This window comes from Paenibacillus glucanolyticus NBRC 15330 (genome assembly GCF_004000885.1).
GTDB lineage: Bacteria > Bacillota > Bacilli > Paenibacillales > Paenibacillaceae > Paenibacillus_AQ > Paenibacillus_AQ glucanolyticus.
In genome coordinates this window covers 116,784-131,305 of sequence record NZ_BIMC01000009.1, presented here as the reverse complement: position 1 = coordinate 131,305, position 14,522 = coordinate 116,784, and the positions used below count along the sequence as shown (strand labels likewise).

The 14,522-nt window shown below is 51.3% G+C and carries 14 protein-coding genes; 12 read left to right on the top strand and 2 right to left on the bottom strand.

The annotated features are described in order from the left end of the window. Positions 1-35 precede the first annotated feature (35 nt). The 4 genes from PGL02S_RS15130 to PGL02S_RS15120 all read left to right on the top strand — a co-directional run bounded on the left by PGL02S_RS15130 (position 36) and on the right by PGL02S_RS15120 (position 3,796). Positions 36-1,337, top strand: a complete 1,302-nt coding sequence (locus PGL02S_RS15130; RefSeq protein ID WP_036643560.1) for a pyrimidine-nucleoside phosphorylase — start codon at positions 36-38, stop codon at positions 1,335-1,337. Between the two features lie 234 nt (positions 1,338-1,571). Then, positions 1,572-1,700 carry a hypothetical protein gene (locus PGL02S_RS28815; RefSeq protein ID WP_255308638.1) on the top strand — a complete coding sequence of 43 codons (129 nt, stop codon included), beginning with the start codon at positions 1,572-1,574 and terminating at the stop codon, positions 1,698-1,700. Between the two features lie 145 nt (positions 1,701-1,845). After that, positions 1,846-2,811 (top strand): MraY family glycosyltransferase, encoded by a 966-nt coding sequence (locus PGL02S_RS15125; protein WP_036643557.1) that lies wholly within the window; start codon positions 1,846-1,848, stop codon positions 2,809-2,811. 118 nt (positions 2,812-2,929) lie between these two features. Next, positions 2,930-3,796, top strand: coding sequence for an SDR family oxidoreductase (locus PGL02S_RS15120; protein ID WP_173937134.1), 867 nt, complete (start codon positions 2,930-2,932; stop codon positions 3,794-3,796). Between the two features lie 127 nt (positions 3,797-3,923). Here PGL02S_RS15120 and murQ read toward each other — a convergent pair whose 3' ends face one another. Then, positions 3,924-4,835 carry an N-acetylmuramic acid 6-phosphate etherase gene (gene murQ / locus PGL02S_RS15115; RefSeq protein WP_036643555.1) on the bottom strand — a complete coding sequence of 304 codons (912 nt, stop codon included), beginning with the start codon at positions 4,833-4,835 and terminating at the stop codon, positions 3,924-3,926. 55 nt (positions 4,836-4,890) lie between these two features. Further along, positions 4,891-5,847 carry a BadF/BadG/BcrA/BcrD ATPase family protein gene (locus PGL02S_RS15110; protein ID WP_036643554.1) on the bottom strand — a complete coding sequence of 319 codons (957 nt, stop codon included), beginning with the start codon at positions 5,845-5,847 and terminating at the stop codon, positions 4,891-4,893. A gap of 225 nt (positions 5,848-6,072) precedes the next feature. On the opposite strand from PGL02S_RS15110, the gene PGL02S_RS15105 reads away from it, so the two are divergent. From PGL02S_RS15105 to PGL02S_RS15070, 8 genes are all read left to right on the top strand, one after another. Then, positions 6,073-6,909 carry a MurR/RpiR family transcriptional regulator gene (locus tag PGL02S_RS15105; protein WP_036643553.1) on the top strand — a complete coding sequence of 279 codons (837 nt, stop codon included), beginning with the start codon at positions 6,073-6,075 and terminating at the stop codon, positions 6,907-6,909. Between the two features lie 45 nt (positions 6,910-6,954). Continuing rightward, positions 6,955-8,349, top strand: a complete 1,395-nt coding sequence (locus PGL02S_RS15100) for an ABC transporter substrate-binding protein (protein ID WP_006212797.1) — start codon at positions 6,955-6,957, stop codon at positions 8,347-8,349. A 138-nt stretch (positions 8,350-8,487) separates the two neighbouring features. Further along, a complete protein-coding gene (locus tag PGL02S_RS15095) occupies positions 8,488-9,405 on the top strand; it encodes a carbohydrate ABC transporter permease (protein WP_006212796.1) in 918 nt (305 codons plus the stop codon). A gap of 33 nt (positions 9,406-9,438) precedes the next feature. Then, positions 9,439-10,272 (top strand): carbohydrate ABC transporter permease, encoded by an 834-nt coding sequence (locus PGL02S_RS15090; RefSeq protein WP_006212795.1) that lies wholly within the window; start codon positions 9,439-9,441, stop codon positions 10,270-10,272. A 14-nt stretch (positions 10,273-10,286) separates the two neighbouring features. After that, positions 10,287-11,393, top strand: a complete 1,107-nt coding sequence (locus PGL02S_RS15085; protein WP_036643552.1) for an ABC transporter ATP-binding protein — start codon at positions 10,287-10,289, stop codon at positions 11,391-11,393. A 26-nt stretch (positions 11,394-11,419) separates the two neighbouring features. Further along, positions 11,420-12,115, top strand: a complete 696-nt coding sequence (locus tag PGL02S_RS15080; protein WP_036643551.1) for a hypothetical protein — start codon at positions 11,420-11,422, stop codon at positions 12,113-12,115. Further along, a complete protein-coding gene (locus PGL02S_RS15075) occupies positions 12,112-13,290 on the top strand; it encodes a DUF1343 domain-containing protein (protein WP_036643549.1) in 1,179 nt (392 codons plus the stop codon). Before PGL02S_RS15080 ends, PGL02S_RS15075 begins: the two co-directional genes overlap by 4 nt. A gap of 3 nt (positions 13,291-13,293) precedes the next feature. Further along, positions 13,294-14,484, top strand: coding sequence for an anhydro-N-acetylmuramic acid kinase (locus PGL02S_RS15070; protein WP_036643547.1), 1,191 nt, complete (start codon positions 13,294-13,296; stop codon positions 14,482-14,484). Positions 14,485-14,522 lie beyond the last annotated feature (38 nt).

Below are 14,522 nucleotides of genomic sequence, written 5' to 3'. Positions count from 1 at the left end.
AACACAATCATCGCAAACAGTGAGGAGAATGTACGATGAGAATGGTTGATTTAATTGCGAAGAAACGCGACGGCAAGGAACTGACAACAGAAGAGATCAATTTCTTTATCGATGGATATACCAAGGGAGATATTCCTGATTATCAGGTAAGTGCCATGAATATGGCGATCTATTTCCAGGACATGTCCGACCGGGAGCGGGCGGACTTGACGATGGCGATAGTAAACTCCGGAGAAACGATTGATCTGTCCGCAATTGAGGGAATCAAGGTTGATAAGCACTCCACCGGGGGTGTTGGCGATACGACAACGCTTGTACTGGCCCCGCTCGTAGCGGCTTTGGACATTCCCGTAGCGAAGATGTCCGGACGCGGTCTCGGTCATACCGGAGGAACGATTGACAAGCTGGAGTCCATTGAAGGCTTCCACGTGGAGATCAGCAAAGACGAATTTGTGAACCTTGTGAATCAACATAAAATTGCTGTAATCGGCCAAACCGGGAACCTCACCCCGGCTGATAAAAAGCTGTATGCACTGCGGGATGTGACGGCAACCGTCAATTCCATTCCGCTGATTGCCAGCTCCATCATGAGCAAGAAAATTGCTGCAGGTTCCGATGCGATCGTATTGGATGTTAAAACCGGTGCGGGCGCGTTCATGAAAACCGTGGAGGACGCCAAGGAATTGGCTCATGCCATGGTTAGCATCGGCAACAACGTCGGCCGCAAAACGATGGCCGTCATCTCCGATATGAGCCAGCCCCTTGGGGCTGCGATCGGCAATTCGCTGGAGGTTCAGGAAGCGATTGATGCGCTGCGCGGCGAAGGTCCGAAGGATCTGGAGGAGCTGTGCCTGGCTCTGGGCAGACAGATGGTTTATCTGGCGCAGAAGGCAGACTCGCTTGAAGATGCCGAGGAGAAGCTGCGTGAGGTTATCCGGAACGGCAAGGCACTGGAGAAGTTCAAGGAGTTCATCCAGAACCAGGGCGGCGATTCGTCTGTGGTGGATCATCCCGACCGGCTGCCGAAGGCGCAATATCTGATAGAGCTTCCTGCACAGCAGGACGGCGTTGTCGCCGAACTAGTGGCGGATGAGATCGGTACCGCGGCGATGCTGCTTGGGGCCGGACGTGCAACGAAGGAATCCGAGATAGATCTGGCTGTAGGCCTGATGCTGAACAAGAAAGTTGGCGACACCGTGAAGAAGGGTGACTCCCTCGTCACGATTCATGCCAACCGCGAGAACGTGGACGACGTGAAGCAGAAGCTGTATGAAAGCATTCGAATTGCTGATCATGCGGATGCACCTGTATTGATCTATGATATCGTAACGGAGTAGGTTAAATCCTAATCCGATCAAGCCATAACGCTGATCACCGTCAGGCGAAGCGAAGACTCTTCAAGATAGGGGGAGAGGGAGCTTTGCCCGGTGTCAGCACGATGTACCACCTGCCCTTTCAACCGTTCGCTGAACAGGGGCAGGTTTTTTTCTGGGATCTCGTCATAAATCGGGAGCGAGCCCTCATAGGATGGTAGTGGGGAAAGTAAGTAAGGCATTTAACGGGAGAGTGAGATGTATAGTCCGGGCAAGAGCCATCCTGTCATAAGGAGGCTTTCCGCCATGACCATCGATCAGTTGATTGCTTTGCTGGCACTTATCGTTATGATCATCGGACTTGTGGTGAACAAGAAGGAGTCTTAACCTGTGAGTCCGGAGGGCTGCTGCTAAGTAGATAATTCTACTGATGTGGCAGTCTTTTTCTTTTGATAGGTTGATAGAGTTCCTTATAAGTCATATACTTAGATTGCAATGTTCTCCATTATTCATCATTTATTGGGAGGAAACCATGCTCTATTTAGCAGCGTTTGTCATATCCATGGTGCTGGTCCTGGTATTGATTCCGCCATTTCGCAAACTTGCGATCAAGATTGATTTTGTGGACAAGCCAAGGCCGGACAGCGAGCGGAAAATACACCGCGAACCGATACCGCTGACAGCGGGCATCGCCATATTCATCGGATTTTTTATCACATATTTTGCACTTACCGGCAACATTTCCAGGGAAGCGGTAGGTATCTTTATCGGTAGTGCCCTGATTCTTGGGATTGGTCTTGTGGACGATTGGTATAAGTCCCAGGGCAAGGAACTGGCTTCACTGCCGAAGTTCATTGTTCAGATGAGCGCGGCTGTCGTTGTATACAGCTACGGCATTGCGTTTGAAGGATTCAACAATCCGTTCACGGGGCAATATATCAACTTGCCGGAATGGCTGCAGCTCATCTTGACGATATTGTGGATTTTTGGTGTAACGACCGTCATTAATTTCTCGGACGGCATTGACGGATTGGCCGGAGGACTCTCCGCCATATCCGGAGGCACGTTGTTTGTAGTGGCCATTACGATGGGCAGAGGCGAATCCGCGCTGCTTGCGGTCGTTCTCGTGGGTGCTGCGCTTGGCTATTTGCGGTACAATAAGCCGCCGGCCAGAGTATTCATGGGGGATGCCGGTGCAACCTTCCTTGGGTTTATACTCGGGATCATTGCTCTGGATGGCGCATTTAAAGGGGCCACCTTGGCTTCCTTGTTCGTTCCCATCTTTGCTCTAGGTGTGCCGATCTTTGATAATATCATTGTGGTTATTCTCAGAATGCTTCAATCCAAACCGATTTATCAGGCCGACGCTTCCCAGGCGCATTATCGTTTGCTGGCAACGGGGCTGAATCAGAAGCAGACACTGGTATTTCTGTGCTTGCTGAATCTGTGTTTCGGTCTGGCTGCGATCATACTGGCGATGAATGGGAGCGGAGCCTAAGGCGCTGATCCTTTGTCTGAATTACATCTGTACGTTATCTAAGTCCCGTCTCCAAATTGATGTTGGTGGCGGGATTTTTTGTTAGCATGATAGGTAGGAAGTAAGAGGAGGTCTGCGGATGAATGACATGGCAGGGAGTATCATCATTGTAACAGGGGCTAACTCTGGTATGGGCCTGGCTACAACGATTGAGCTTGCCAAATTGGGGGCGCATGTTGTGATGGCATGCCGGAGCCAATCCAGAGGGGAAGCGGCGCTTCATCAGGCGCTGGAAGAGAGCGGAAGCACAGAGCTTGAACTGATGACGCTGGATCTGGGCTCTTTTGACAGCATTCGGGCATTTGCTGCCGATTTTAAGGTCAAGCACAACAAACTCGATGTTCTGGTGAACAATGCCGGTGTGGTTACCATTAAGCGGGAGTTGACGAAGGACGGGTACGAAGCCATGATCGGCGTTAATCATTTAGGTCATTTCCTGTTGACAAACGAGCTGCTTGAACCCCTCCAGCGTGCACGGCAGGGTCGGATCGTGAACGTATCCTCGGGGGCGCATAAGGTTGGAAGCATCCACTGGGAAGATCCTAATCTGGCGAAGGGATTCAATGTGGCCAAGGGTTATGCGCAGTCGAAGTTGGCCAATATTTTATTCACCAAAGAGCTGGCCCGCCGACTGCAGCCGACGCGGGTGACGGTCAATGCACTCCATCCTGGCGCCGTAAGCACCAGTCTTGGTGTGAACCGGGATACAGGCTTCGGTAAAGCGGTCTATAAGCTGCTTCGCCCGTTCTTCTTAACGGCGCTCGAAGGTGCCCGGACAGCGATTTATCTGGCCTCTAGTCCTGAAGTAGAGCATGTGACAGGGGAATATTACGTCAAGTGCAAGCCGGACAAAACCACAGAGAAGGCAAGGGATCCAAAACTTGCCGCTCGCCTGTGGGAATGGAGCGAACAACAGGTTGGAATGAAGCAGGGCATGGACAGATGAGATCATAGGCAGTGAGTATCCGATAAAACAGCAAAAAATAAACGGGATATCGTACAGGCCAACATGGACCTGGAGATATCCCGTTTCTATTCATGGAAGGCTTACGCAGCATAATAAGCCCATTGCTTTACTTGGACGCCTTTAGATCAATCGCACCGCGAACGAATCCGCGGGTACCATCAAGCAGCGTGGATGCCTCCGCAGCACTGACATTCGCCAAGAGCATAACAATTGCTGTTTTGACATGGGCACCGGCTTCATGGTAAGCCTTCTCTACTTCCTCCTCCGATGCACCTGTTGCAAGCGTAATGATGCGTTTGGCACGATGCACAAGCTTGTTATTCGAAGGGTTGAGGTCGACCATCAGGTTTTTGTACACCTTGCCAATTCGAATCATGGCCGTTGTTGTCAGCATATTGAGGATCAGCTTTTGCGATGTACCGGCCTTCATGCGCGTGGAGCCCATAATGACCTCAGGGCCAACGACGGCTTCGATCACAAAATCCGCATACTGATGCATGGGCGATTCGTAGTTATTGCAGAGCCCGACAACAACCGCTCCGAGTTCCTTGGCACGTCGCATAGCTCCAAGAACATAAGGCGTGCGTCCGCTGGCGGCGATCCCAATGACAACGTCCTTCTTGCTGATACCGTTTTCATTGATGTCCTGGGCACCCAATTCCTCGCTATCCTCCGCACCTTCAATCGCCTCCTTCACGGCTCTGAAGCCGCCTGCGATCAACCCTTGCACCATGGACGGATCCGTCCCGTAGGTAGGTGGGCATTCGGATGCGTCAAGGATACCGATTCGACCGCTGGTTCCTGCGCCTATGTAGAACAATCTGCCGCCATTCTCGAAAGCTTCTACCACGAGATCCGCTGCTCGGGCTATAAGAGGGATCTGTTCACGAATCGTTTCGGTGATCAGACTATCCTCGTTATTAATAAGGATCATAATTTGTTCTGAGCTCAACTGATCAATGTTCTTCGTATGTTCATGAGGCTGTTCGGTTGTCAATTGACTTAGAGTATTCGTCATGAGACAGGTCTCCTTTTTTGCCTTGGAATATGGACGGGCACTGATGATGTGAATGCTACAGCAAGTCAGAGACGCCGTCTGTAAATAGCTTGCAGGCTAACAGGGCCGCACCATGCGCGGGTGTTCGTTCACGGTTCCCTTCGGGAAATCGCAGCTGAGGATAACGCGCTAGCAGGGAGTCGCAGTACGCCTTCCGGAAATCTGGAGAATGCTTGAATATCGAGCCGATCCATACCAGATCACTCTCTTCGAATTCAGCTTGCTGCCTAATGAGAGCGCTAGTTGTATCGGCCAGCTCTTCAGCCTGCTGCCGGATGATACGGAGTGCCGCTTCATCCCTGGCTTCCGCTGCTTCAATGCAGCAGCGGGCGAAGGAAGCGATATGCTGTTTCGTTATAGCGGGCTGGTAAATGTAAGATTTGAGATCGGTAATATGCTGGAGAGGGTAGGATTCAACAATCAGGCTGGTCATGATAGTGGGCGGTGTAATGCCTTCATGACTCTTGATTACCGATTTCAGGGTCTGAAGCCCAATCTGATAACCGCTGCCTTCATCCCCGAGAAGATGCCCCCAGCCGCCGACGCGGTGGATATCTCCCGATTGGGTGATACCGTAGGTATTGGAGCCGGTTCCCGAGATGGCGAGTATTCCATGCTGACGCTCCAGCACAGCCATTAATGAAATTTCGGCTTCCGAACGCATGTATATGCGTATGGAGGGCTGCCGCTGCTGAAAATAGGAAAGAAGGTGTAATTGAACACGCCGACGTTCATCCACGGAACTTATACCTGACATACCAAGACATATTGATGTTAATAAAAATGACTCATCATTCAGGGGTATCAGGAGCCCATCCAACACGTTTTGGAGTTCCGCCATCGCTTTATCAAACGTTACAATATAAGGATTTGTGGAACCTCCGGTAAAACGGGACAAAACCTCTCCACTGCTATGGATAGCGGTTGCATCAGTCTTTGTGCCGCCACCATCAACACCGATAAAAATTTCCATATTGAACCACTTCGCTTTCTATATCCAGTATAGGAGAAAAAAGAAGTGTTGTAAAATAAAATTTTAAATCATCAATTATGTATTGAAATATAATTTCATACAATTTATAATGAACTCAATCCACTGATATTGAAAGCGATACCAGTCATGCTTTCATTCAATAGGTGTAAAGTAACATTACATATGAATGATCATCAGAGGATTATGAGTAAAGGGGGGCAAGGAATGAACGGCGGATTGGTTCGATTGCGTGAGGTGTATGATTCATTAAATCCGTCCGAGCGCAAGGTTGCAGCCTTCATTTTGCAGGAACCGGCAGAGATGATACAGATGTCGGTCGCGGATCTTGCTGTCCGAAGCGGTTCCAGTCAGGCTGCTATCGTGCGCCTGTGCAAAACGATGGGATTCAAGGGCTATCAGGATCTGAAGCTGAAGGTAGCCGGAGACTTGCAGGAGCCATTAGCCACCGGATATCAGGATATTCGGCCCAATGACAGCATTTCTGCAATTATACAGAACGTCTCGAACAATAACATTCAATCGATTCGGGATACGATGAAGATTATGGAGGAAGGGAAGGTGGAGGAGGCCGTACTGGCCCTCGATCAGTCTAAGCGTATTTTCATGTTCGGGGTAGGAGCTTCGAATCTGATCGGGATGGATGCCCAGCAGAAATTTTTGCGGATTAATAAGGTATGTATATCTTTTCCGGACCCTCATGTGCAGCTCACCTCGGCGGTGCTGCTGACTCCAGATGATGCGGCCGTATGCATCTCCTATTCCGGTGAAACGGATGAAGTGATTCGCGCAGCAGCCATAGCCAAAGAGAAAGGATGCAAGACGATTGGCATTACGAAATACGGTGACTCTACCTTAAGCCGATCGGTGGATATTCCCTTGTACACCTCCTCGACGGAGAACGAAATTCGCAGTGGCGCGATGTCGTCTCGTATTACGCAGTTGAATCTTATCGATATTTTATATCTTGGCGTCGCCAGCCGGAATTACGAGAATTCAGTGAAATACCTGGATGAGAGCCGGCAAGCGATCAAGCGGTTGTAGTTCATAGCGAAACCACAAATATATAAATGATAAGGGGAGTAGTACATGAAGAAAAAAGGTTGGCTTACATTGTTGGCTTCTTTAATGCTCGTGTTCACCGCGGCTTGCGGCGGTTCCGGCGGGGCGAAGGCTCCTGAAGGCGGAAGCGGAACAGCTTCGGAAGGAAATGGCGAGGCTGCACCGAAGCAGGACACGGTTGTTGTCTGGACTTATCCGGTACATGGTAAATATGAAGATGAATTGAAAGAGCATGTAGCGGATTTGAAAGAAAAATACCCGCACATTACAGTAGAAACCGAAGTGCTTTCATGGGCTGAAGGTCCGAAGAAGTTCGATGTAGCCCTGAATGCCGGTAATCCGCCTGATCTTTATTTCCATGCGGTGGACGGTGCTTATGTGGATACCGGTCTGGCACTGGAATTAACCCCTTATATCACAGACGAGATAAAGAACGACTATCTCCCGGGCACACTCGAGCTTGGTCAAATCCAAGGCAAGCAATACGGTCTTCCGCTGTACCAATCCCTGTGGGCATGGGGCGGCAATAAGAAGATCCTTGAAGAAGCAGGCATCGACTGGAAGTCCATTCAGGAGAACGGCTGGACCTGGACCGAATTCAAGGCAGCTGCCGATAAGCTGACCACCAAGCTCCCGAACGGCAAAACGCGCTATGCGCTGGTAACGGACGGAACTTCCCTTGACTTCATCGAAATGCTGACACGCAGCAACGGGATGCCGGACGTCCTGAACGATAAAGGCGAGTTTCAATGGAATGATGAGCGCATTCTGGACACGATGACGTTTGTTTCCGATCTGATGAAAGCCGGGCATATGCCGGCTGAGACAGCGGCGATTCAACCCGCTAAACGGATGGACTGGTTCTACGCAGAGGAAGCCGCCATCGTATCCAAGGCAATCCCTTATTACGATGTGATGCTGCAAAACCGTGCGAAGGACATTGACAGCGGTACGGTGCAAGGCGAGAAAATCGACTTTGTTCTGCTGCCGGTTCCGCACAACGACGGGGCAGAGCGCAAAACCTCCATGTTCGGCGAAGGCTACGTAGCCTTCAAGCAGAAGAAGGATAAGGGTGAAGAGCATGCGAAGAATACCTTCCTGATCATGGAAGGCCTGAGCGGCGCGAAAGCCGGTAATTCCGCCAATGAACTGGTGCTGCCATTCGTTCGCAAATCACAGGCGGAATTCTATGCAGGCAAAGGACTTGGAACAGAATCGACCATCAAAGCAGCAGAAATTTTTGCGAACTTCAAAGACATTCCTGTGACCTTGAGCCTCGATGCCAAAGATTCCGGCAACCAGAAGAAATTCAAGGAGCAAGTGGTGAAGCCGAACATCCAGGCGTTGTTCTCGGGTGAGAAGACGCCGGAGCAGATCGCACAAGACTTCATAGACAAAGGCAAACAAATTTTAGGACAGTAATTGAAGTTATAAGGGGGTGTCCCGTTGTCCTTAGCAGGAACAAATCGGGTCACTCCCTTTTTAAACGAATCGCTCTAGGCTTTGTAAGAATTAAGGCTTCATGAACATACTTCACCTGTGCGCAAAGGAGGAAATCAAATGCAGACTGCCCCGGCGCAAGCCCGGCCTTCACGTCCCCCCATGAAGGGGTACTGGCGCGAATATGGATGGGCGTATTTATTCATTCTGGCTCCAGTACTGTTGTTCTTGGTATTTACGCTATACCCGGTTGCTTCCGCCTTTCTGATGAGCTTCCAGGAATACAGCGTTATGGGCTCCGAATGGATTGGAACGGATAACTACACACGGATGGTACAGGATGAAGTGTTCTGGAAATCCATGAGGAATACGGTCTTATTCACGATCGGCACGGTTCCGGTCAACATTGTTATCACGTATGGTCTGTCCTTTTTTATTTTCCAGATGAAGAACAAATGGCAAACGTTCTTCAAGGCTACGATGTATTTGCCGGCCGTAGCCTCCGGCGTAACGATCTCCGTCGTATGGCTTGCCATTTACGATCCGACGAATGCCGGGCTTTTGAATCGGTTCATTGGATTGTTCGGATTCGATCCTGTCATATGGCTTGGCAAATCGGATACCGCCCTCTTTTCGCTCATATTGATGAACTGGCTCGGTTCGCATGGTGCAGGCATTATTCTCTATCTGGCCGCCATGGGCGGGATTCCCAAATCGCTCTATGAAGCCGCGGATATTGACCATGCCAGCGGATGGTCCAAATTCTGGCGCATTACGTGGCCACTGATGAAACCAACCACGCTGTATCTGCTTGTGACGGGCGTCATTACGTCCTTCCAGGTGTTTATCTCGGTGTATCTGATGACACAGGGCGGACCGAACTTTGCGACGACCACCATCGCCTATCTGATTTACAGCACGGCGTTTAATTTCTACGAATTCGGGCTTGCGGCGGCGCAATCTTTTGTACTGGCTGCATTGATTATCGTCATTTCCATCATTCAGTTCAAATATTTCTCTTCCGACGTAGAGTACTAACGTATATCACTGAAGCTAAAAGGGGGTGCACCCATGAAATCAAGATCAAAAGTGATCATGCTGATTGTGGCTTCGGTCATCCTGGTGGTATGGAGCGTTCTGACGATCATTCCGATGTACTGGATGTTGATTGGCTCTGTACAGGACACCAAGTCGGCCGCTTCGTTTATTCCCAAAATGATCCCGGACGTGCTGTCCGTAGCCCCATATGAGCGTTTTTTCGGCAAAACCAACGTAATGAGGTGGCTCTTTAACTCCTTATTGATCTCCACCATCCTGACGGTGACCAACGTGTTTCTCGCATCGCTTGCAGGGTATGCCTTTGCGAAGCTGAAGTTCCCGGGGAACAAAGCGGTATTCTGGGTTTTGCTCAGCACCATGATGATTCCGGCACAAGTTACGCTGATTCCGCTCTATATTTTGATGATTGACGTATTTGATCTCGGGAATACATATACGGCCATTCTGCTCCCCGGAATCGTAAGTGTGGGCAACATTTTCTTGATGAAGCAGTACATGTCGTCGCTGCCCACCTCCTTGATTCATGCAGCGCGGATCGATGCATGCGGAGAGTTCGGTATCTTTTGGAAAGTCATTCTTCCTATGGCTAAACCGGGTCTCGCCGTACTCGCTATCTTCACGTTCGTTGCATCATGGAACGATTTCTTCTGGCCCTTCCTCGTGACCAATTCGGCGGAAATGAGGACCATTCAGGTAGGTCTTGCTTCCTTCGTCTATGCGGACACAACCGATTTCGGCGCACTTATGGCTGGAGCCACCGTCGCGGCACTGCCGATGATGATCCTGTTCTTCTCGCTTCAGCGCTATTTCCTGCAAGGCATCACCATTGGAGCCGTTAAAGGCTAGAAGGAGGCAAAGTTATGGCACGCGTAGAATTCCGTAATATACGAAAAGAATTTGTAGACGACAACAAAGGGACCTTTACCGCTGTAGCGGGGTCGGACTTTGTAATTCATGATAAAGAGTTTGTGGTATTTGTCGGTCCTTCCGGCTGCGGCAAAACCACTTCGCTGCGCATGATTGCCGGGCTTGAGCGTCAAACATCCGGTGATATCCTCATCGGCGACCGGGTGGTAAACAATCTCCATCCGAAAGACCGGGATATCGCCATGGTGTTCCAGGATTACGCCCTGTATCCCCATATGACAATTCGCGAGAATCTCTCCTTCGGTTTGAAGAATCTGAAGAAACCTAAAGAATATATTGAGCAAAAGGTATCACAGGCCGCCTCCATTCTCGGCCTGGAGTCGATGATTGATCGGAAGCCGCGTGAGCTGTCCGGTGGACAGCGTCAGCGCGTTGCGGTGGGCCGGGCGATTGTACGCGATCCGCAGGTGTTTCTGTTTGATGAGCCGCTCTCGAACCTGGATGCGAAGCTTCGCGTGCAGATGCGCGTGGAGCTGTCCGAGCTGCATAAACGTCTTGAGGCAACCATTGTATACGTAACGCATGATCAGGTTGAAGCGATGACACTCGGCGAGCGGATTGTCGTGATGAACAACGGGATTATTCAGCAGATTGCATCACCGACGGAGCTGTATGCGAATCCGCAAAACATGTTTGTTGCCGGTTTTATCGGATCTCCGCCGATGAACTTTATCGATGTGCATAAGGAAGGAAACGTGCTTCGGATGGAGGGCGGCGAATTTGTCATTCCCGATTCCATGGCGGCTGCGCTGAGCAAATACGAGAATGAGCATCTCATTCTGGGCATGCGTCCCGAGCATATTACGGGTGAGGATATACCGGTCATCTCGAGTCTGGACTATACGTATTCAACCAAGGTGCAGGTCGTTGAACATCTGGGCTCGGAGAATCTGGTGTATTTCCGAGTTGGCAACCGGACCGTTACCGCGAAGGTTCATCCCGAAACGACAGGTTATCCGGGCATGGAGAAAACATTCATTTTCAATTTTGATAAAGTGCATTTCTTCGATCCTGAGACGGAACAGCGTATTGATTGGTAAACAACGACGAAGAGGAGAGGAAAGCTATGCGCAAGCTGAATGATGTGTTGAAAAAGACAGGGGTTGAGGTTTACCGCGAAATTACGGCGGTGGCCTTATACAGCATGATAACCTCGCTGATCCTCGTGGTTGTCGTGATGTTTGTGCCGCTGATGGCGGCGCTTTTGCTGCTGCCGGTGCTGTATATGCCGTTGTTCTACGGGGTTTGTTATGCTTACCATCGCAAGACGGAACGGGGCAAGTCCAGGCTCAAGGACGTGTTCCAAGGCGCGCTTAAAGGCCTCGGGCCTGCTGTGGTTATGGGCTTCTTCTTCGTAGTGATGGCACTGATTCTGTGGTCCACCTGGTGGTATTACGGAGGCAAAGAGGGAATCGGCTATCTCGCGATCGGTGTATTCCAGACCTATTTTGTCATCATGGCGCTCATCTCCCAATTCTACACCTTTCAGCTTGTCATTCAGGAAGGGATGGGCATCTTTAAAGCGATGGCCTACAGCGTCAAGTTGTTCCTGAAGTTTCCGGTCTATACGCTTGGAGCAAGCTTTCAAGCCTTCTGCGTTGCGATTCCACTGCTCCTTACCGTGGTTGGTTTTGGATTCCTCTTTAACGGCATGTGGGCAATATACCAGCATAAGGTTACGTATAATGTACTGAATCCGGAAGAGGCCAAGCCGACAGAAGACGGTATTGCAGCCTCGGAAGCGAGAGGTGTCAGTGTATGATGAGGGGTAACATGCGGAGCGGAATTGATGTCCTGCCGGGATTATCGCATGAGAAAATCACAGGCTGTCTCCTTGGCGTCATCACGAATCCGACGGGGCTCACGTCGGATTTTCGTTCATCTATTGAGGTGATTGCAGGCTTGCCGAATTCGGAATTGACGGCTTTGTTTGCTTGCGAGCATGGGCTGCGCGGTCAGCTTCAGGCAGGCAAACATGTGGAGGATGAAGTAGATCCGGTATTCGGTGTTCCTGTGTACAGCCTGTACGGCTCCCGGCGTAAGCCGGATGCCGATATGCTGAAGAATGTCGATACCGTCATCTTCGATATTCAGGACCTCGGTGTGCGTTTCTACACCTATATGACCACCCTGCTGTATGTCATGGAGGCATGCGCCGAACATGGCAAGAGCCTGCTCGTTCTGGACCGGCCGAATCCGCTCGGCGGGGAACGCTGTGAAGGCGGCTTGCTGCAGCCGGGATACGAATCGATGGTGGGCGGATGGCAGATACCGATTTGCACCGGGATGACCATCGGTGAATTTGCGCGTATGGCTAACGAGATGCGGGGAACCGGCTGTGATCTGGATGTCATTGGGCTGGAAGGTTGGACCCGCAGGATGGACTACACCGAGACGGGGCTTCCGTGGGTGCTGCCTTCCCCGAACATTCCCACGATGGATACGGTTCGCCTCTACAGCGGAACCTGCTTCTTCGAAGGGACCAATCTTTCGGAAGGCAGAGGGACGACCCGGCCATTTGAATGGATCGGTGCTCCGTGGATCGACGGCGAGGAGCTGGCCAAGGCGTTTAACGCCTATCGACTTCCAGGCATCCATGCCCATCCCATGTTCATGACACCAACCTTCTCGAAGCATCAGGGTGAAGGATGTGGAGGCGTGATGCTGTTCATGACGAAGCCATCTGAAGTGGAAGCTGTACGTACTGGGCTTACGCTTCTGCATCTGGTCAGCCGGATGTACCCGGAGGAGTTCCAGTGGCTTACTCCGCCGGCAGGACGCAATCGATATTTTATTGATTTGCTCACAGGAAGCGAGGATGTCCGAAGGCACATCCATGAAGAAGCCGGACTTCAGCGTATTGCTGCGCAGTGGGCCCGGGAATCGGAACAGTGGAGAACGATGAGGGCTCCTTACCTGCTGTATGGGGAGGCGTAGGCGATGATGTTCTCACCATGGAAGGATGGAAGGCCGACCGTTGTGGTCGGCTTGATGTCCGGCACTTCGCTGGATGGCATCGATGCTGCGATTGTCCGCATAAAGGGAAGCGGCCTTGCAGCCTCGGTTGAGCTCTTGCATTACTACAGTAAGGCATATGAGCCGGAGCTTCGTCAGCGGCTGCGTGATTTGTGCGTGGAAGCGAATTCGAACAGTGCTCTAATATGCAATATGAATGCGTTCCTCGGTTATCAGTTCGGAGCGGCTGTTCTGGAAGCGGTTGCCGATGCGGGCATGCATGTCGATGAAGTGGATCTGGTCAGCTCTCACGGACAGACCATCTGGCATCAGCCGGTACCGGAACAAGGCGACCCGTATGCTGTCGCGTCGACTTTGCAGATCGGCGATATCTCTGCTATTGCCAAGCATACCGGCAAGCTCGTGGTCGGGGACTTTCGTCCCGCGGACATGGCGGTCGGGGGCCAAGGCGCACCGTTTGCTCCGTATGGGGATTGGATATTATTCCGTCACCCGGAGCGTGGAAGGCTGCTGCAAAACATCGGCGGGATCGGCAATTGTACGGCGCTGCCCGCAGGGGCGGATCCTTCGGATGTGCTGGCCTTTGATACCGGACCCGGCAATATGGTTATAGACGCTGTGGCCCACATCCTGTCCGGAGGGCGGTTGTTGTATGACGACGGAGGTAATTGGGCTGCCCAAGGCAAGCCGGACCGCGTTTTATTGGACGAAATGCTGGCCCATTCTTACTTCGGCACCCCGCCGCCCAAATCAACGGGGAGGGAGTTGTTCGGCCACAGTTATGCGGTTTCGTTCCTGGAACAAGCCAAGCTGCGCAAGCTGTCGGACGAGGACGCCATGGCAACGGCAACGGCTTTTACAGCTCATTCCATTGCTGACAGCTATGAGAACTATGTTTTTCCCCGTCACGGGATCGATGAAGTGATTGTGACCGGTGGAGGAGCCCGCAACAAGACATTGCTCTCCATGTTAGGCGAGTTATTGCCGGGGCAGAAGGTGATGACCTCCAGAACGCTGGGGTTTGATGACGATGCCAAGGAAGCCGTGATCTTTGCACTGCTTGGCAATGATTTCATGTTCGGCGTTCCCAACAATCTGCCTGCAGCTACTGGAGCGTTTCGCCCAACCGTGATGGGAAAGCTGGCGCTGCCCTAGTGGGAGAAGCAAGCCTGAATTTCTCTAGCTTAGGAAGA